A 17,262-nucleotide genomic window follows, 5' to 3' on the forward strand; every position below is an offset into this window, starting at 1 on the left:
CCCCAGCCGATGAGAGAATGGGCCACATGGCTTCCGCTGACCGACCTCGCGTGCTCTCCGGCATCCAGCCCACCGCCGGTTCGTTCCACCTCGGCAACTACCTCGGCGCCGTCCGCCAGTGGGTGGCCCTGCAGGAGTCCCACGACGCCTTCTACATGGTCGTCGACCTGCACGCGATCACGGTCCCGCAGGACCCGAAGGAACTGCGGGCCAACACCCGGCTCGCCGCCGCGCAGCTGCTGGCCGCCGGCCTGGACCCGGACCGCTGCACCCTCTTCGTGCAGAGCCACGTCCCCGAGCATGCCCAGCTCGCCTGGATCATGAACTGCCTCACCGGCTTCGGCGAGGCCAGCCGCATGACCCAGTTCAAGGACAAGTCCGCCAAGCAGGGCGCCGACCGGGCCTCCGTCGGCCTGTTCACGTACCCGGTCCTCCAGGTCGCCGACATCCTGCTCTACCAGGCCAACGAGGTGCCGGTCGGCGAGGACCAGCGCCAGCACATCGAGCTGACCCGCGACCTCGCCGAGCGCTTCAACGGCCGCTTCGGCGAGACCTTCACGATCCCGAAGCCGTACATCCTCAAGGAGACGGCGAAGATCTACGACCTCCAGGACCCGACGGTCAAGATGAGCAAGTCGGCGTCCACGCCGAAGGGCCTCATCAACCTGCTCGACGAGCCGAAGGCCACGGCCAAGAAGGTCAGGAGCGCGGTCACCGACACGGACACGGTGATCCGCTACGACGCGGAGAACAAGCCGGGTGTCTCCAACCTCCTCACCATCTACTCCACGCTCACCGGCAGGTCGATCGCCGAGCTGGAGCAGGACTACGAGGGCAAGATGTACGGCGCGCTCAAGACCGACCTCGCCGAGGTCATGGTCGAGTTCGTGACGCCGTTCCGCGAGCGCACCCAGCAGTACCTGGACGACGCCGAGACGCTCGACTCGATCCTCGCCAAGGGCGCCGAGAAGGCGCGCGCCGTCGCCGCCGAGACCCTCGCGCAGGCGTACGACCGCGTGGGCTTCCTCCCGGCCAAGCACTGAGGCGTACGACCGCACGGCCCCGCGCGGACGGAGCGCTGCACATCACTTCCGCCGCGCCTGCCCACAGGACACTCATGGCCGTACAGTCATAGCCGACGGCAGAGCAGAAAACAGACACGACGACAGGAGACGACGTGGGGACCGTAACGATCGGCGTCTCGATCGCGGTCCCGGAGCCTCACGGCAGCCTGCTCCAGGAGCGGCGCGCGGGCTTCGGCGACGCCGCGGCTCACGGCATCCCCACCCACGTCACGCTGTTGCCGCCGACCGAGGTCGACCAGGCCGACCTGCCGGCGGTCGACGCGCACCTCACCCGGGTCGCCACGGACGGCCGGCCGTTCCCGATGCGGCTGTCCGGCACCGGCACCTTCCGGCCCCTGTCCCCGGTGGTCTACGTCCGGGTCGTCCAGGGCGCCGAGGACTGCACCTGGCTCCAGCAGCGGGTCCGGGACGCCTCCGGACCGGTGGCGCGCGAGCTGCAGTTCCCGTACCACCCGCACGTCACCGTCGCGCACGGCATCGACGACGCGGCGATGGACCGCGCCTTCGAGGAACTGGCGGACTTCGAGGCCGAATGGCCGTGCACCGGCTTCGCACTGTACGAGCAGGGTCCTGACGGCGTCTGGCGCAAGCTGCGCGAGTACACCTTCGGCGGATCCGTCGTACCGCCCCAGGCGGGCCACGCGGACGTGCGCGCTCCGCGGGTCGCCCAGTGAGGCGCCTTCCGGGGCTCTAGAGCCCCAGCCTCCGGAACAGTGACCGGGGGGTGTGGCGCAGCGCCGACATCAGCAACCGGAGCGCGCCGGGCACCCACACCGTCTCCGAGCCGCGGCGCAGGCCGAGTTCGATGGCCGTGGCGACCGCCTCCGGAGTGGTGGCGAACGGGGTCCGCGGCCGTCCGGCCGTCCGCCGCGTCCGCACGAAGCCGGGACGTACCACCATGACGCGCGCGCCGGTGCCGTGCAGGGCGTCGCCCAGCCCCTGGGCGAAGGCGTCGAGGCCGGCCTTGCTGGAGCCGTAGATGAAGTCGGCGCGGCGGGCGCGTTCGGCCGCGGCGGCGGACAGCACGACGAGACAGCCGTGGCCCTGGGCCTGGAGGGCGCCGCCGGTGACCAGACCCGCCGAGACGGCCCCGGTGTAGTTGGTCCGGGCGACCTGCACGGCGCGGGCCGGGTCGCGTTCGTCGTGCGCCTGGTCGCCGAGGATGCCGAACGCGAGCAGCACCAGGTCGACGGGCCCCTCGGCGAACACCTTGCCGAGGACGGACTCGTGGGACTCGGGATCGAGCGCGTCGAAGGCGACGGTGTGCACGTCCGCGCCGAGCGCCCGCAGGCTCCCGGCGGCGTTCTCCAGCGCGAGGGAGGGGCGGCCGGCGAGCCATACCGTGCGGGTGCGGCGGGCGATCAGCCGGCGCGCGGTGGCCAGCGCGATCTCGGACGTGCCGCCGAGGACGAGCAGGGACCGGGGCAGTTCGGTGGCATCCTTCATGACAGTTGACCGTATCGCCCCCATATGACCGTTCGGGCGAAGAAACGCGGTGTTGACGCTCCCGCGGACCGGGCACAGTCGGATCATGGACTGGCTGAAGAAGCTGCCCGGCATAGGGCCGATCGTCACCCGGCTGACCACCACGCACGCGTGGCGGTCCTACGAGCGGCTGGACCGGGTGAAGTGGACCCGGCTGGCCGCCGCCATGACGTTCGTCAGCTTCGTGGCGCTGTTCCCGCTGCTGACCGTGGCCGCCGCGATCACCGCCGCCACCCTCAGCCCGGCCCGCCAGAAGACCGTGGAACACCGCATCGCCGACCAGTTCCCGGGCCTCTCCGAGCAGTTGGACCTCACCTCCCTGGTGCAGAACGCCGGCACGGTCGGCGTCATCGCGGGTGCGGTCCTGCTGTTCACGGGCATCGGCTGGGTCGGCCAGGTGCGGGACTGCCTGCGCGCGGTGTGGGAGCTGCCGGACCGCGAGGAGAACCCGGTCGTCACCAAGGCCAAGGACGCCGGCATCCTGTTCGGCTTCGGCGGCGCCCTGCTGGTCACCCTCGCCACGTCCACCGTGGCCTCGGCCGCCGTCGGCTGGCTGACCCGGCAGTTCGGCCTGGACGAGCACGGCTGGAGCAGTGTGCTGCTGCAGACAGCCGCGTTCACCGTCGCCGTGCTCGCCGACTTCCTCGTCCTGCTCTACGTGCTGACCCTGCTGCCCGGGGTCGAGCCGCCGCGCCGCCGCCTGCTGGTCGCCGCGCTGCTCGGCGCGATCGGCTTCGAACTGCTGAAGCTGCTGCTGAGCGGCTACATCCAGGGCGTCGCCGCGAAGAGCATGTACGGCGCGTTCGGGGTGCCCGTGGCGCTGCTGCTGTGGATCAACTTCACCGCGAAAATCGTCCTGTTCTGCGCCTCCTGGACGGCGACCCGCAGCAAGGAGGACGAGCTCACGGACGCGTCCGACGGCGCATCAGGTCCGGCAGCGGCCACCGGCGGTTGACCAGGAAGGCCGCGCCCCCGAGCAGCACCAGCAGCCCGCCCGCGACGGCCAGCGCGATCCCGGCCCCGCCGGAGCCGGACGCCGCGGTGCCGCTCGCCGCGGGCTTCGCGCCGGACCCGCCGCTCCCGGAAGCCTGCCCCGCCGCCTGCCCCGCGTCCTGCCCGGCGGACACGCCCGGGTCGGGCTGCCCGGTGGCGGCGCTCTTCGGCGGCACCAGCTCGCCCACCGGCTCCACCTTGCCGACCGCCTGGAAACCCCAGTCGAACAGCTTCGCGGTCTCCTTGTAGACCTCGTTGTGCTCGTGCTTCTCCGGGTTCATCACCGTGACCAGCAGCACCTTGCCGCCCCGTTCGGCGACCCCGGTGAACGTGGCCCCCGCGTGCGTGGTGTTGCCGTTCTTCACGCCCGCGATGCCCTGGTAGACGGGTACGTCGCTGTCGCCGCTCAGCAGCCGGTTGGTGTTCCGGATCTCGCGGGAGCCGAACTTCGCGCTCACCGTCGAGCAGTAGTCGCGGAAGTCCTTCTTCTGCAGCCCGGAGCGGGCGAACAGCGTCAGGTCGTACGCCGACGACACCTGCTCCGGCGCGTCGTAGCCGTCGGGCGAGACCACCTGGGTGTCCAGGGCCTGGAGTTCCTCGGCGTGGTCCTGCATGTCCCTGACGGTCTGCTCGACACCGCCGTTCATCGCGGCCAGCACGTGCACGGCGTCGTTGCCCGAGCGCAGGAACACGCCGAGCCACAGGTCGTGCACCGAGTAGGTGCCGCCCTCCTTTATCCCGACCACGCTGGAGCCGACGCCCACGTCCTTCAGGTCCGACGGCACCACCTTGTGCCGGGTGCCCTTGGGGAAGCGGGGCAGCACGGTGTCCGCGAACAGCATCTTCAGCGTGCTCGCCGGGGGCAGCCGCCAGTGCGCGTTGTGCGCGGCGAGGACCTGGCCCGACTCGGCGTCGGACACGATCCACGACCGGGCGGTGAGGTCCTTGGGCAGCACGGGGACGCCGGGTGCGAGGTTGACCTGGGTGCCCGGCTGCCCGAGCCGGGCACCGCCCAGGGTGGACATGCGGGCCGGGGGAGTGGCCGTCGGGCTCGGGGAGGGGGCCGGCGCGGCGAGCGCTGCGGGTGCGGTGACGGACAACGACAGCAGGGTGGCGGAGGTGACCAGCAGGGAGCGCCGGCCGGTCGTCTTCGGTGCGGGCACGGTCGAGAACGTACCCGCACGGGACCGCGAAGTCCCGCCGCCCGCCCCACCCCCGGCACGGAGCCGGACCCCGGACGGCGATACTGGACTCATGAAGCTCAGCCGCCCGGTGTCCTGGTTCCTGCTCGCGTTCGGAGTGTGGTCCTGGGTCATCTGGGTCACTTTCGTCAAGAACCTGATCAAGGACAGCAGCGGGCTCGCCTTCGACGACGGCCACCCGACCGCGTACTTCTGGGTGCATCTGCTGCTGGCGGTCGTTTCCTTCGTATTGGGGACGGTCATCGGGGTCATCGGGTTGCGCGGGCTGCGCGCACTGCGCCGGAACTCATAGCGGGGGACCGGCCGGGGTGGTCATCGTCTTCGCGCTCGTCGCCCTGGCCGTCCTGGCCGCCGTGGCGGGCCTGCACTGGTACGTGTGGCGGCGCCTGGTCCGCGACACCACCCGCGGCCCCGGCCCGGCCCGCCGCGCCGGCACGGCACTCTTCGTCACCGGCCCGCTCCTGATGATCGCGGCCCTGGTGTCGGAACGCACGGGCGCCCCCTTCCGGCTCCAGCGCGCCGTGGCCTGGCCGGGCTTCCTGTGGATGGCGCTGGCGCTGTACCTGCTGCTCGGGGTGGTGGCCGGAGAGGCGATCCGCCCCCTGCTACGACGAGCGCTCAACCGCCGAACCGACCCGAACACCGACCCCCCGGTTTCACTTCCCGCCGCACCGAGCCCAAGCGTGGCGGCCGCACCTTCCGACGAACCGAGCCCCGGCACGGTGGGTGCACCTTCCGGCCGGCCGAGTCGGGTGGTGGGTGGGCGAGGAACGGGGGTCCAGGGGGCGGAGCCCCCTGGTACGGCCACCGCGGCACCGGAACCGCTGCCGGCACAGGCACCCGCACCGACCGACCCCACCCGCCGCCTCTTCGTCTCCCGCGCAGTGGCCGCCGCAGCCGTCACCGCAGCCGCGGCAACCGTCGGCCAGGGCACCTACGAAGTCCTCCGCGGCCCCCGCGTGAAACGCGTCACCGTCCCCCTGGCCAAACTCCCCCGCGCGGCCCACGGCTTCCGCATCGCCGTCGTCAGCGACATCCACCTCGGCCCCGTCCTCGGCCGCGACTTCGCGCAGCGCGTCGTCGACACCGTCAACGCCACCCGGCCGGACCTGATCGCGGTCGTCGGTGACCTCGTCGACGGCAGCGTCAAGGACCTCGGCCCCGCCGCGGCCCCCCTCGCCCGGCTTCAGGCCCGGCACGGCGCCTACTTCGTCACGGGCAACCACGAGTACTTCTCCGGCGCCGAGCAGTGGGTCGAGGAGGTCCGCCACCTCGGTCTGCACCCGCTGCAGAACGCCCGTACCGAGCTGCCGTTCTTCGACCTCGCCGGGGTGAACGACGTACAGGGCGAGAGCGAGGGGCAGGGACCGGACTTCGGCAAGGCGCTCGGCGACCGGGACCGGGCACGCGCGTGCGTGCTGCTCGCCCACCAGCCGGTGCAGATCCACGAGGCCGTCCGGTACGGCGTGGACCTCCAGCTCTCCGGCCACACCCACGGCGGCCAGCTCTGGCCCGGCAGCCTGCTCGCCGCCGCGGCCAACCCGACCGTCGCCGGACTCGACCGCTACGGCGACACCCAGCTGTACGTCAGCCGGGGCGCGGGAGCCTGGGGCCCGCCCACGCGCGTGGGGGCGCCGTCGGACGTCACGGTGATCGAACTGGCCGTCACCCGCGCGTGACCGTAATGGCATCCACAGTTCTTCCCCAACTGGACAGAAAGCCCTTCCGCGCGGTGAAACGCGTGTGGTTAGGTGAGCCGCGTCACTGATGGGGAAGTGGCGGATTCGCGCTGGGCCAGGGGTAGGGGCCTTGACGGCCCTGGGGGAGGGCACCACCATGCGATCTGTTCGCATGCGGATTCTCGTGACGCTGCTCGTGCTCGCCGTCGTGGGGATCGGCGGCCGGCAGCTGCTCGCGTCGCAGGACGACAGGAACCGGACCATCACTGTCGGCACGACGGACGCGGTCACCGCACTCGACCCGGCCGGCGCCTACGACGCCGGATCCTGGGCGCTGTTCAGCAATGTGTTCCAGTCGCTGCTGACCTTCGAGCCGGGCGGTGTCGAGCCGGTCCCGGACGCGGCGAAGAGCTGCGCGTTCGAGGGCAGCGGCCTGAAGACGTACCGGTGCACCCTGCGCTCCGGGATCACCTTCCCGAGCGGGCGCGCCATGACCGCCGAGGACGTCAAGTACTCCTTCGACCGGGTCAAGAAGATCAACTCCGATGTCGGGCCGGCGTCCCTGTTCGCCACGCTCGCCTCGGTGACCGCCGACGACGCGCACACCGTCACCTTCCACCTCGCGTCCGCCGACGCCACCTTCCCGCTGAAGGCCGCCACCGGCGCCGGTTCGATCGTGGACCGGGAGAAGTACCCGGCGAACGCCCTGCGCACGGACGCCGCCGTCGACGGCACCGGGCCGTACACCCTCACGGCCTACACCAGTAACGAGAAGGCCGTCCTCGCGCCGAACGAGCACTACGAGGGGTACCTGAGCGGCACCGGCCGCCCGGTCGAGCTGCGCTACTACGCCGACTCGGCCAAGCTCGACCGGGCCTGGAAGGAGCGGCGGATCGACGTCGCCACCCGGACCCTGCCGCCGCGGGTGCTCTCCGAGCTGAACCCGAGCGACCCCGATCAGCGGGTCACCGAGTCCGACAGCGCCGAGACCCGCAACCTGTACCTGAACACCCGGCCCGGCTCCCCGCTGCACGACCCGCGGGTGCGCCGGGCGATGGCCTGGCTGGTCGACCGCGAGCAGCTGGCCGCGACGGTGTACCAGGGCACGGTCGACCCGCTGTACTCGCTGCTCCCGACCGGCTTCACCGGCCACACCACCTCGTTCTTCGACAACTACCCGTCCCGGAGCACCCGCAAGGCCCGCGAGCTGCTCACCGAGGCCGGAGCGAGCCTGCCGGTGCGTTTCACCCTGGGCTACGGCACCGGCCGGGGCGCCGGCGCGGAGGAGGCCGCCGAGCTGAAGAGGCAGCTGGAGGCGAGCGGCCTGTTCAGGGTGGACGTCAAGGGCTACGAGTGGACCGACTTCCAGAAGCGCTGGGCCGCCGGGAAGATGGACGCCTGGGCGGTCGGCTGGGTGGCCGACTACCCCGACCCGGACACCTTCGGCGCCGCGCTCGTCGGCACGGGGTCCACCATGAGCACCGGGTACAGCAACAAGCTGGTCGACCATCTCGTCGTGGACAGCCGGCAGTTCGCCGACCGCAGCCGGGCCGCGAAGGACTTCAAGGACATCCAGGCGGACGTGGCCCGGGACGTCCCGCTGATCCCGCTCTGGCAGCGCAAGGAGTACGTGGTCAGCACCGAGGACGTGGGCGGCGGCCAGTACCTGACGGACGGTACCGGGGTGTTCCGGCTGTGGCGCCTGACCTGGATCTGATCAGTCGGCGTCCGGCTGACCGGCTTTGAGGATCCGGGTGACGTCGAGGGCGACCTCGGCTCCGATGACCGCGGGCAGGGTCACGGTTTCGCCGGGCGAGCAGGTGCGGTGGCTGTCGTACGCGTCCCCCGCGGGACCGGTCAGGACGTGGAGGCGCTGGTGCTTGCGGTCGACGATCACGTAGACCGGAATCTTCGCACTGGCGTATACCTTGACCTTGTCGCGCAGGTCGGTCTTCCAGTTGCTGGAGGTGACCTCCAGCACGAGACGGAAGCAGACGGGGTCGTAGCAGTTGTTCTCGGCAAGGTGATCGCGGTAGTCGGCGTCGACCAGTGACAGATCGGGGATCGCGTAGTCCTCGGCGCCGGTCGGCAGCCAGAGGCCGATGCCCGGGATGACCTTGGATTCCGTGCCGTGCAAGCCTGCTTCGATGAAGGGGATGGTCAGATCCATCAGGGCCTCCCCGTGGGGGCCGTCCGGTGGCGGGGACACGACGATCTGGCCTCCGATAACCTCGACGCGGTTGCCCGGATTGCGCTCCATGAGTCGATTGGCTTCCGCGATCAGCGGTCGGTACTCATGGGGCCGCTCGACGGATGCTGAGGACATCACGTGCCTCCTGTGGGCTGGTGTCGAGAGCATCATCGTAGGCAGCCGGAACCCCAGGTGTCCCGTTCCCGCACCTTCACCCGAAAGTGATCACTCGCCCTGCCCCCGCCCCCGCCCCGGGTCCGGCAGGACCTTCGTCATGCCCGGCAGGAAGTCCGTGAACAGCTCGTGCACCTCCAGGACCAGGGGCCGCAGGACCCGGAACCGGGCCAGGGAGACACCCCGGGCGGTCAGCCGGGCCCCCCGACGGGCGAGCCGGTAGCTGCGCTCCCGCCCCTCCGTGCGGTCGAAGATCCAGTACAGGACCAGGCCCATCTGGGAGAGCCACATCAGCTCGGGAAGGACGTCCCGCAGTTCGGGTGCCACCTTGGATTTGGAGCCGGCCAGCACCTCCCGGTGCACGCTGATGGCCTGCTCGCGGGCGTTCTCGCTCTCCGGCGAGAAGGGGCTGAGCGGGCTGTCGGGGTCGGCGGCGTTCTTGAAGAACTGGACCGCGAACTCGTGGTACGGCCGGGCGATGTCCAGCCACGCGGTCAGCACGCCCGCGAGCCGTGCCTCCAGGTCGGTCTCCTGGTCCAGCACCTCCCGGACCGCCGCCCGGTGCTCGGCGGCGATCCGGTCGTAGAAGCCCTGGATCAGGTGTTCCTTGCCCTCGAAGTAGTAGTAGGCGTTGCCGACGGAGACCCCCGCCTCCTTGGCGATGGCCCGCATCGTCGTCTTGTCGTACCCGCGCTCCTGGAACAACCGCATCGCGGTCTCCAGGATCAGCGCACGGGTCTGCTCGGACTTGCTGCTCTGGGGGCCGGCCGCGTCGGGGCCGTCGTTCTTCGCGGGCACGGTAGAAGAGCCTAACGAGTGACGGGAGCGGTCCCGGCGCAGGACGGCGGGGAGTAGCTCCAGCCCGTACGGGGGTGGTACGACCAGCCGTCCGCCCGCCGGTACGCCTGCCCGCCCCACTGCCCGTCCCGCGACCGGCCCGGCCCCCACACGTCCCGCCACTTCGCCGCGGCGAGCACGGCCCCCCGGGCCAGCCCGGCGCCCGCCGGGGTGGCGAGCCTGTGCGCGAGCGGGCGGTGCTCGCGCAGCGCCCACAGCACGACGATCCAGGCGCGCGAGCCCCGGTAGACCTGCCCGGAGTCACCGACGACGGTGACCTCCTCCAGGCTCGCCGAGTGGTCCAGCCCGGGGAAGCGGGCGCGGGCCGCGGCCGAGCCGGCCGGCAGCAGCTCCAGCGGCACCAGCTGCGGCTGCCGGGCCAGCCAGCCGCGCAGGTGGGTGCACAGGGCGCACTCGGCGTCGTACAGGACGGTCAGGGAGCGGACCGGGGCGTCCGCGGCGCCCCGGCCGTCCGTGGTGGTCACGGCGGTCATGCCGGTCACGCCCCGGCCGTCGGGGCGATCCACTCCTGCGGGCCGACCGGGGGCCGCTGCTCCCGCTCCATGACCCCGCGCCGGCGGATCCGGTTGAGGACGTACACGTTGGCCAGGTGCATCACGCCGAGCACCAGCAGCACCACGCCGAGCTTGGTCGACAGGGCCTCGAAGATGCCGCGGGTGTCCTCGATGGTCCCGTCGTCCCCCAGGTACAGCGCCACGAAGCCGAGGTTGACCAGGTAGAAGCCCACCACCAGGAGGTGGTTGACGGCGTCCGCGAGCTTCTCGTTGCCGCGCAGGACGTCGGCCAGGAAGATCCGGCCGTTGCGGCTGAGCGTGCGGGCCACCCAGACGGTCAGCGTGATGCTGACGGCCAGGTAGATGACGTAGGCGATGACGGTGCGGTCCATGCCCCACCCCTTCTTGAACGCGTTCAAAACGCTGACAGGGATGACTGTAGACCTGTTTTTGAACACGTTCAACCGGAGGGGGTCAGATTCTGCGGGCCAGTGCCGGGCGCTTGGTGTAGTCGGTCAGGCCGAGGAGGTTGCCCCACGGATCGGCCAGCTCCACGGTCCAGCCGGTGGCGCCCTGGAGCACCTCGTCCAGGGGTGCGATGCCCACGGCCGCCAGCCGCCGTGCCGCCGCCCGCGCGTCCGGCACCTCCAGCCAGATCCGCGGTGACGGCCAGTGCGGCGGCCGGCACCGCAGACCCTCCTCGACGCGCAGCAGGATGCCCGGCGTCTCCGCGCCGACCTTCAGCAGCGCGATCCCGGCCTCGTCCAGCCGGAATCCCACGGCGAACCCGGCCCGCTCGTAGAAGGCGACCGCCTCGTTGAGGTCGCCGACGGGGAGCAGCACGTTGTCGAAACCGAGCAGTTCGTACGACTCTTCGTCTGACATGTCGTCACATTAGGAGTCCTGTCCCGCGGAAGCGAGGAGCCCCACCGGAGCGGACCGACGGTGGGGCTCCTCGACGGACCCGGCAGCGTTGCGGGAGACCCACGAGGAGGCGGAGAAGTTGTACGACAAGGGCCCCGCCTGCCGGAACATCGCTCCGGAAGACGGGGCCCGAGTACTCGCGGCGTACCGCGGATCAGTAGCGGCGCGTGATCAGGGCGCGCTTCACTTCCTGGATCGCCTTCGTGACCTCGATGCCGCGCGGGCAGGCGTCCGTGCAGTTGAAGGTCGTGCGGCAACGCCACACGCCGTCGCGGTCGTTGAGGATCTCCAGGCGCTGCTCCCCGGCCTCGTCGCGCGAGTCGAAGATGAAGCGGTGGGCGTTCACGATCGCGGCCGGGCCGAAGTACTGGCCGTCGTTCCAGAACACCGGGCAGGAGGACGTGCACGCCGCGCAGAGGATGCACTTCGTCGTGTCGTCGAAGCGCTCGCGGTCCTCGGCGGACTGGAGGCGCTCACGGGTCGGCTCGTTCGTGTCCTTGGTGATCAGGAACGGCATGACGTCCCGGTACGCCTGGAAGAACGGCTCCATGTCCACGACCAGGTCCTTCAGGACCGTCAGGCCCTTGATGGGCTCGATCGTGATCGGCTTCTCGGGGTTGATGTCCTTGATCAGCGTCTTGCAGGCGAGGCGGTTCTTGCCGTTGATCCGCATCGCGTCCGAGCCGCAGATGCCGTGGGCGCACGAGCGGCGGAAGGTGAGCGTGCCGTCGATGTCCCACTTGATCTTGTGGAGACCGTCGAGGACGCGCTCCTTCGGGTCGATCTCCAGGTGGAAGTCTTCCCAGACGGCCTCCGCCGCGACCTCCGGGTTGAACCGGCGGATGCGGAAGGTGACCGTGATGTAGGGGGAGTCGGCGAAGCCGGGCTCGGGCTGGCCGGCCGCGTCCGCCTTGTCCAGAACAGGGGTAGCCATCAGTACTTACGCTCCATCGGCTGGTAGCGGGTCTGGACGACCGGCTTGTAGTCGAGACGGACGGTTTCCGAGCCGTCGGCGCCGACCTCGCGGTACGCCATCGTGTGGCGCATGAAGTTGACGTCGTCGCGGTTCGGGTAGTCCTCGCGGTAGTGACCGCCGCGGGACTCCTTGCGGGCCAGCGCCGAGACGGCCATGACCTCGGCCAGGTCCAGCAGGTTGCCCAGCTCGATGGCCTCCAGCAGGTCCGTGTTGAACCGCTTGCCCTTGTCCTGGATCGCCACGTTCTTGTAGCGCTCCTTGAGCTCGGCGATCTTCTCGACCGCCGTCTTGATCGTCTGCTCGGTGCGGAACACCATGACGTTGGCGTCCATGGTCTCCTGCAGCTCGCGGCGCAGGGTCGCCACCCGCTCGTTGCCGGTGGAGGTGCGCAGCCGCTCGATCTGCTCGACGACGAAGGACGCCGGGGCCTCCGGCAGCTCCACGTAGTCGGCCTTCGCCGAGTACTCGGCGGCGGCGATGCCCGCGCGGCGGCCGAAGACGTTGATGTCCAGCAGCGAGTTGGTGCCGAGGCGGTTGGCGCCGTGGACCGACACGCAGGCGACCTCGCCGGCCGCGTACAGGCCCGGCACGACGGTGGTGTTGTCCGCCAGGACCTCACCCTCGACGTTGGTCGGGATGCCGCCCATCGCGTAGTGCGCGGTCGGCTGGATCGGGATCGGGTCCGTGTACGGCTCGATGCCGAGGTAAGTGCGCGCGAACTCGGTGATGTCCGGGAGCTTGGCGTCCAGCTGCTCCGGCGGCAGGTGGGTCAGGTCCAGGTACACGTGGTCGCCCTCGGGACCGCAGCCGCGGCCCTCGCGGATCTCCGTGTAGATGGAGCGGGACACGACGTCACGGGACGCCAGGTCCTTCATGACCGGCGCGTACTTCTCCATGAAGCGCTCGCCGTCCTTGTTGCGGAGGATGCCGCCCTCACCACGGGCGCCCTCCGTCAGCAGGATGCCCATGCGCCAGATGCCGGTCGGGTGGAACTGGAAGAACTCCATGTCCTCCAGCGGCAGGCCCCGGCGGTAGACGGCGGCCTGGCCGTCACCGGTGAGGGTGTGCGCGTTGGAGGTCACCTTGAAGAACTTGCCGCAGCCGCCGGAGGCGTAGATCACGGCCTTCGCCTGGAAGACGTGGATCTCACCGGTGGCCAGCTCGTACGCCACGACACCGGCCGACTTCTTGACGCCGTCGACCTCGGTGATCAGCTGGTCCAGGACGTAGAACTCGTTGAAGAACTCCACGCCCTCCTTGACGCAGTTCTGGTACAGCGTCTGGAGGATCATGTGGCCGGTGCGGTCCGCGGCGTAGCAGGACCGGCGGACCGGGGCCTCGCCGTGGTTGCGGGAGTGACCGCCGAAGCGGCGCTGGTCGATCGTCCCGTTGGGCGTCCGGTTGAACGGCAGGCCCATCTTCTCCAGGTCGAGGACGGCGTCGATGGCCTCCTTCGCCAGGATCTCGGCGGCGTCCTGGTCGACCAGGTAGTCACCGCCCTTAACCGTGTCGAAGGTGTGCCACTCCCAGTTGTCCTCCTCCACGTTGGCGAGCGCGGCGGCCATACCGCCCTGCGCGGCGCCCGTGTGGGAGCGGGTGGGGTAGAGCTTGGTCAGGACCGCGGTGCGGCTGCGCTTCGTCGCCTCGATGGCGGCGCGCATGCCCGCGCCGCCGGCGCCGACGATGACGGTGTCGTACTTGTGGATCTTCATGATTCTCGCAGCCCCGTGCCTAGCGGATGTTCGGGTCGAAGGTGAAGATCACCAGCGTGCCCAGCAGGATGGTGAACACCGTGGCGGTGTAGAGCAGGCCCTTGAGCCACAGCCGGGTGTTCGGCCGCTCGGCGTAGTCGTTGATGACCGTGCGCAGGCCGTTGGCGCCGTGCAGCATCGCCAGCCACAGCATCAGCAGGTCCCAGACCTGCCAGAACGGGGACGCCCAGCGGCCCGCCACGAAGGCGAAGCCGATCTTGGAGACACCGCCGTCCAGCACCAGCTGGATCAGCAGGTGGCCGAGGACGAGGACGACCAGCACGATGCCGGACAGGCGCATGAACAGCCAGGCCGCCAGCTCGAAGTTGCCCCGGGTCGACTTGGGGGACTTCTTGGTGCGCTTGCGGGGCGCCTCGATCAGCGGGGCCGGGTTGTCGACGGTGTAGACGGGGGCCCCCTCGACGGGGCCGACTCCGGAGGCCGCGGTTTCAGTCGTGGACATCGGCGTCAGCTCCCAAACAGGACACGGTAGGCGTGGCCGAGGACCGGGTAGATCGCCCCGAGCATGAGCACGATCCAGACACCCATCACGGTCCAGAACATCTGCTTCTGGTAGCGCGGGCCCTTCGACCAGAAGTCGACGGCGATGACGCGCAGGCCGTTGAGCGCGTGGAAGAGGATGGCGGCGACGAGGCCGTACTCCAGCAGCGCGACGACGGGCGTCTTGTACGTGGCTACGACCTTGTCGTAGTCCTCGGGGGAGACACGCACGAGAGCGGTGTCCAGCACGTGAACGAACAGGAAGAAGAAAATGAGGACGCCGGTGACTCGGTGAGCCACCCAGGACCACATTCCTTCCCGGCCGCGGTACAGCGTTCCAGCCGGCACGGAAGAACCCTCCGGGAGCGGGGACTAGGGCCGCGCCGGCTTCACTGTCGGTCGGGCCCGGCCGGGTACGGTCCACCGGCCCTCTGCATGGTATCCACGTGCCGCCGTGGTGCTTACGGGGGGCCTACCGGTGTGATCAAAGTGGCACGCGGTTGGGCTAGCGAGTGCGGGCGCCGGGGCGGATTCCACGGTTATTTGCCGGGTGCGGGTGCGTTTGGGCTGGTCGCGCCCACATGGCGGTAGCCACAAATCGAACAGAGCCCGGCGCCTCCGAGCAGGGCCCGCAGCCGTCCCCGGGCGAGTCGCCGCAGCTCCTCCGCCGCCGTCACCCGCTCCTCCTCCGGATCGTTTGCCAATCGTGACCGGATCGCTTCGAGGATGTGGTCGATGACCTCGTCCGGGGGAACGTCGCCCAGATAGATGATGAACGCGTGGCCGAATCGGGCCTCGTAGGCGGCGTGCGCGGCGCCCAGGGCCATGTGGGCCGCCGAGTACGTGTCCTCGGGGAGCTCCGGGAGGGCCTCGCCGGCCAGGGCCTCGGCCAGGTCGGCCGGGGAGAGGTCGTACGCCGCCTCGTCCGCCGCGGCCAGCAGGGCGCCCAGGTCGGGGTACGGGCGGTGGGCGGCGAGCCGGTCGGACCAGCGCACGCTGTGCAGACAGTGCAGGAGAAGGCTGCGGGCCTCGTCGGCGTGGGCCGTGTTGAAGGCGTCGAGGGGCGTGGGGAGATACGGCAGGCGGTGGGCGGGCAGCGTGGGTCCTCGCGTCACATGTGGCGTGGCAGGGGGATGCTGTGAAAGGTGTGTCGTCAGGTTATCGAGAGTGGTCACGCTGTGTCCGAGGGATACCTGAATTTCACCCGAACGGAAGAGTTTGAGACCGCCTGGGTGACGGCTGAGCCGGGGATCGGTCGTACGTTGGCAGGGTGACCCAGGACAGGCACAGGCGCCGGGGCGTGGCGCGACAGGTGATACGCAAGCGTGCGGTGACGGCCGCCGCGGTCGTCGGGACGGTCGCGCTCGGCACGGGCGTCGGCGTGTGGGCCTGGGCGGACGGAGGCGGCGGCGCGGCCGGCTCCGGGGCCGCCCCGGGCCGGCCGGCGACCGCGTCGGCCAGCCCCAGTCCCAGCCGGTCGTACCCGCTCTCGCAGGCGCCGCGCACGATACCCGCGGTCCGCTCCCACACCCCCGCGCGCGGTCCCGGCTGGAAACCGCGGCACGGCGGGCGGGTGGTGGTGAGCGACCCCCGGCTGGCCGACGAGGGGCGGCTGACGGCCGGGGAGCTGGGGCTGGTGTACGCCGGGCAGAAGAGCGACGTCCGGCCGGGTGACGTGCGGCTCGCCCTCGGCGGCGGGAGCGGGAACCAGGAGTCGTACACGATGACCGTCCGGGACGGGCGGGTCGACATCAGCGGGCCCGGCGAGGCGGGCGTCTTCTACGGCACCCGCACCCTGAAGCAGGAGGTCCACGGCGGTGGTACGGCCCCCGAGGGCGTCATACGCGACCAGCCGGCCAAGCCGGTGCGCGGGTTCATGCTGGACATCGCGCGCAAGCCGTACTCCGAGGCCTGGATCGAGGACCGGATACGCGAGCTGGGGGACCTGAAGTACAACGAGCTGGGGCTGCACTTCTCCGACGACCAGGCCTTCCGGATCGAGTCCAGCAGCCACCCGGAGATCGTCTCCCGGGACCATCTGACCAAGGCGCAGGTCAAGCGGATCGTGGCGCTGGCGGACAGCCGGCACATCACCGTCGTGCCCGAGATCGACTCGCCGGGGCACCTGGGGGCCGTCCTCGCCGCCCACCCCGACCTGCAGCTGCGCAACGTGAACGGGGTGCCGACCCGGGGCGCGATCGACATCTCCAAGGACGCCTCCGCACGGATCGTCGACGACCTGCTGAACGAGTACGCCGGGCTCTTCACCGGCGACCGGTGGCACCTGGGCGGCGACGAGTACCAGGCCCTCACCGTGCGCGACCCGCAGGCCTCCTACCCGCAGCTGGCGGCCGCCGCCCGGCAGAAGTACGGCGCCGGCGGGACCGTCGCCGACCTGGCCACCGGCTGGCTCAACGACCGCGCCGCCACCGTCCGCGCCCACCACCGGACCCTGCGCGCCTGGAACGACGGCTTCTTCCGCGGCACCTCCGTGCAGCCCGCACGCGATCTGCGGGTCGCCTACTGGACCGGCAAGGAGATCGGCGCCCGGCCGCCCGCGGAGTACCTGAGCGCCGGCCGCAAGGTGCTCAACTACAACGACGAGTACCTCTACTACGTGCTCGGCCAGCCGCAGACCTTCGTCTACCCGACCGGACAGCGCATATACGAGCAGTGGAACCCGCGGGTGCTGCGCGGCACGACCGCCGTCCCGGCGCGCTACGACGGGCAGATCCTCGGCGGATCGTTCGCGGTCTGGTCCGACCGCCCGAACGCGCAGACGGAGGGTCAGGTCGCCGCGGGCGTCCGGATGCCGCTGCGGGCCACCGCACAGAAGCTGTGGGACCCGGGCGAACCGGCGCTTACCTGGGCAGAGTTCAGAAGGCTGGCGGACCGGCTGGGCTGAGAACCGAGTGGACGTACGACGGCGTCCGACCGTATGTTCCGGTG

19 protein-coding genes are annotated in these 17,262 nt (G+C 70.7%); 7 read left to right on the forward strand and 12 right to left on the reverse strand.

Annotated features, from left to right (window positions below):
- Positions 1 to 17: 17 nt before the first annotated feature.
- A complete protein-coding gene (gene trpS, locus S1361_RS24205) occupies positions 18 to 1,043 on the forward strand; it encodes a tryptophan--tRNA ligase (RefSeq protein ID WP_425087200.1) in 1,026 nt (341 codons plus the stop codon).
- A gap of 134 nt (positions 1,044 to 1,177) precedes the next feature.
- Positions 1,178 to 1,759, forward strand: coding sequence for a 2'-5' RNA ligase family protein (locus S1361_RS24210; protein ID WP_208033870.1), 582 nt, complete (start codon positions 1,178 to 1,180; stop codon positions 1,757 to 1,759).
- A 16-nt stretch (positions 1,760 to 1,775) separates the two neighbouring features.
- Here the strand turns inward: S1361_RS24210 and dprE2 are convergent, their stop codons facing one another.
- Complete coding sequence (gene dprE2 / locus S1361_RS24215) at positions 1,776 to 2,531, reverse strand: decaprenylphospho-beta-D-erythro-pentofuranosid-2-ulose 2-reductase (RefSeq protein ID WP_208033871.1); 756 nt, start codon at positions 2,529 to 2,531, stop codon at positions 1,776 to 1,778.
- Between the two features lie 85 nt (positions 2,532 to 2,616).
- Here dprE2 and S1361_RS24220 point away from each other — a divergent pair, with 85 nt between their 5' ends.
- Positions 2,617 to 3,525, forward strand: a complete 909-nt coding sequence (locus tag S1361_RS24220; RefSeq protein WP_208033872.1) for a YihY/virulence factor BrkB family protein — start codon at positions 2,617 to 2,619, stop codon at positions 3,523 to 3,525.
- Here S1361_RS24220 and S1361_RS24225 read toward each other — a convergent pair.
- Complete coding sequence (locus S1361_RS24225; protein WP_243769280.1) at positions 3,473 to 4,726, reverse strand: D-alanyl-D-alanine carboxypeptidase family protein; 1,254 nt, start codon at positions 4,724 to 4,726, stop codon at positions 3,473 to 3,475. The two genes, S1361_RS24220 and S1361_RS24225, sit on opposite strands and share 53 nt — an antisense overlap.
- 91 nt (positions 4,727 to 4,817) lie before the next feature.
- On the opposite strand from S1361_RS24225, the gene S1361_RS24230 reads away from it, so the two are divergent.
- From S1361_RS24230 to S1361_RS24240, 3 genes are all read left to right on the forward strand, one after another.
- Positions 4,818 to 5,057 (forward strand): SCO4848 family membrane protein, encoded by a 240-nt coding sequence (locus S1361_RS24230; RefSeq protein WP_100827849.1) that lies wholly within the window; start codon positions 4,818 to 4,820, stop codon positions 5,055 to 5,057.
- A 16-nt stretch (positions 5,058 to 5,073) separates the two neighbouring features.
- Complete coding sequence (locus S1361_RS24235) at positions 5,074 to 6,444, forward strand: metallophosphoesterase (RefSeq protein WP_208033874.1); 1,371 nt, start codon at positions 5,074 to 5,076, stop codon at positions 6,442 to 6,444.
- A gap of 172 nt (positions 6,445 to 6,616) precedes the next feature.
- Positions 6,617 to 8,161 (forward strand): ABC transporter substrate-binding protein, encoded by a 1,545-nt coding sequence (locus tag S1361_RS24240; protein ID WP_243769281.1) that lies wholly within the window; start codon positions 6,617 to 6,619, stop codon positions 8,159 to 8,161.
- On the opposite strand, the gene S1361_RS24245 is transcribed toward S1361_RS24240, so the two are convergent.
- The 10 genes from S1361_RS24245 to S1361_RS24290 all read right to left on the reverse strand — a co-directional run bounded on the left by S1361_RS24245 (position 8,162) and on the right by S1361_RS24290 (position 15,428).
- Entirely contained in the window at positions 8,162 to 8,770 is a 609-nt protein-coding gene (locus S1361_RS24245) for a Uma2 family endonuclease (protein ID WP_208033876.1), read from the reverse strand.
- A 90-nt stretch (positions 8,771 to 8,860) separates the two neighbouring features.
- A complete protein-coding gene (locus S1361_RS24250) occupies positions 8,861 to 9,607 on the reverse strand; it encodes a TetR/AcrR family transcriptional regulator (RefSeq protein ID WP_208033877.1) in 747 nt (248 codons plus the stop codon).
- Positions 9,608 to 9,618: 11 nt separating this feature from the next.
- Positions 9,619 to 10,140, reverse strand: a complete 522-nt coding sequence (locus tag S1361_RS24255; protein WP_208033878.1) for a thiol-disulfide oxidoreductase DCC family protein — start codon at positions 10,138 to 10,140, stop codon at positions 9,619 to 9,621.
- Positions 10,141 to 10,145: 5 nt separating this feature from the next.
- Entirely contained in the window at positions 10,146 to 10,553 is a 408-nt protein-coding gene (locus S1361_RS24260) for a hypothetical protein (protein ID WP_208033879.1), read from the reverse strand.
- Between the two features lie 82 nt (positions 10,554 to 10,635).
- Entirely contained in the window at positions 10,636 to 11,046 is a 411-nt protein-coding gene (locus S1361_RS24265) for a VOC family protein (RefSeq protein WP_208033880.1), read from the reverse strand.
- Positions 11,047 to 11,239: 193 nt separating this feature from the next.
- A complete protein-coding gene (locus tag S1361_RS24270) occupies positions 11,240 to 12,019 on the reverse strand; it encodes a succinate dehydrogenase iron-sulfur subunit (RefSeq protein WP_208033881.1) in 780 nt (259 codons plus the stop codon).
- Positions 12,019 to 13,773, reverse strand: coding sequence for a succinate dehydrogenase flavoprotein subunit (sdhA, locus tag S1361_RS24275; RefSeq protein ID WP_208033882.1), 1,755 nt, complete (start codon positions 13,771 to 13,773; stop codon positions 12,019 to 12,021). The genes S1361_RS24270 and sdhA overlap by 1 nt, the downstream gene beginning before the upstream one ends.
- A gap of 19 nt (positions 13,774 to 13,792) precedes the next feature.
- Positions 13,793 to 14,275 carry a succinate dehydrogenase hydrophobic membrane anchor subunit gene (locus S1361_RS24280; RefSeq protein WP_208033883.1) on the reverse strand — a complete coding sequence of 161 codons (483 nt, stop codon included), beginning with the start codon at positions 14,273 to 14,275 and terminating at the stop codon, positions 13,793 to 13,795.
- Between the two features lie 5 nt (positions 14,276 to 14,280).
- Entirely contained in the window at positions 14,281 to 14,661 is a 381-nt protein-coding gene (gene sdhC, locus S1361_RS24285) for a succinate dehydrogenase, cytochrome b556 subunit (protein WP_208033884.1), read from the reverse strand.
- Positions 14,662 to 14,852: 191 nt separating this feature from the next.
- A complete protein-coding gene (locus S1361_RS24290) occupies positions 14,853 to 15,428 on the reverse strand; it encodes a 2-oxo-4-hydroxy-4-carboxy-5-ureidoimidazoline decarboxylase (protein ID WP_208033885.1) in 576 nt (191 codons plus the stop codon).
- Positions 15,429 to 15,625: 197 nt separating this feature from the next.
- Here S1361_RS24290 and S1361_RS24295 point away from each other — a divergent pair, with 197 nt between their 5' ends.
- Positions 15,626 to 17,218, forward strand: coding sequence for a beta-N-acetylhexosaminidase (locus tag S1361_RS24295; protein WP_208033886.1), 1,593 nt, complete (start codon positions 15,626 to 15,628; stop codon positions 17,216 to 17,218).
- Positions 17,219 to 17,262: the final 44 nt, after the last annotated feature.

This window comes from Streptomyces cyanogenus, assembly GCF_017526105.1.
In the GTDB taxonomy this organism is placed as follows: domain Bacteria; phylum Actinomycetota; class Actinomycetes; order Streptomycetales; family Streptomycetaceae; genus Streptomyces; species Streptomyces cyanogenus.

Excerpts from the sequence above, each read along its gene's own strand:
- trpS (WP_425087200.1), top strand. The coding sequence starts at position 18 with ATGGGCCACATGGCTTCCGCTGACCGACCTCGCGTGCTCTCCGGCATC.
- dprE2 (WP_208033871.1), bottom strand. The coding sequence starts at position 2,531 with ATGAAGGATGCCACCGAACTGCCCCGGTCCCTGCTCGTCCTCGGCGGC.
- S1361_RS24220 (WP_208033872.1), top strand. The coding sequence starts at position 2,617 with ATGGACTGGCTGAAGAAGCTGCCCGGCATAGGGCCGATCGTCACCCGG.
- S1361_RS24230 (WP_100827849.1), top strand. The coding sequence starts at position 4,818 with ATGAAGCTCAGCCGCCCGGTGTCCTGGTTCCTGCTCGCGTTCGGAGTG.
- S1361_RS24240 (WP_243769281.1), top strand. The coding sequence starts at position 6,617 with ATGCGGATTCTCGTGACGCTGCTCGTGCTCGCCGTCGTGGGGATCGGC.
- S1361_RS24245 (WP_208033876.1), bottom strand. The coding sequence starts at position 8,770 with ATGTCCTCAGCATCCGTCGAGCGGCCCCATGAGTACCGACCGCTGATC.
- S1361_RS24255 (WP_208033878.1), bottom strand. The coding sequence starts at position 10,140 with ATGACCGCCGTGACCACCACGGACGGCCGGGGCGCCGCGGACGCCCCG.
- S1361_RS24260 (WP_208033879.1), bottom strand. The coding sequence starts at position 10,553 with ATGGACCGCACCGTCATCGCCTACGTCATCTACCTGGCCGTCAGCATC.
- S1361_RS24265 (WP_208033880.1), bottom strand. The coding sequence starts at position 11,046 with ATGTCAGACGAAGAGTCGTACGAACTGCTCGGTTTCGACAACGTGCTG.
- S1361_RS24270 (WP_208033881.1), bottom strand. The coding sequence starts at position 12,019 with ATGGCTACCCCTGTTCTGGACAAGGCGGACGCGGCCGGCCAGCCCGAG.
- sdhA (WP_208033882.1), bottom strand. The coding sequence starts at position 13,773 with ATGAAGATCCACAAGTACGACACCGTCATCGTCGGCGCCGGCGGCGCG.
- S1361_RS24280 (WP_208033883.1), bottom strand. The coding sequence starts at position 14,275 with ATGTCCACGACTGAAACCGCGGCCTCCGGAGTCGGCCCCGTCGAGGGG.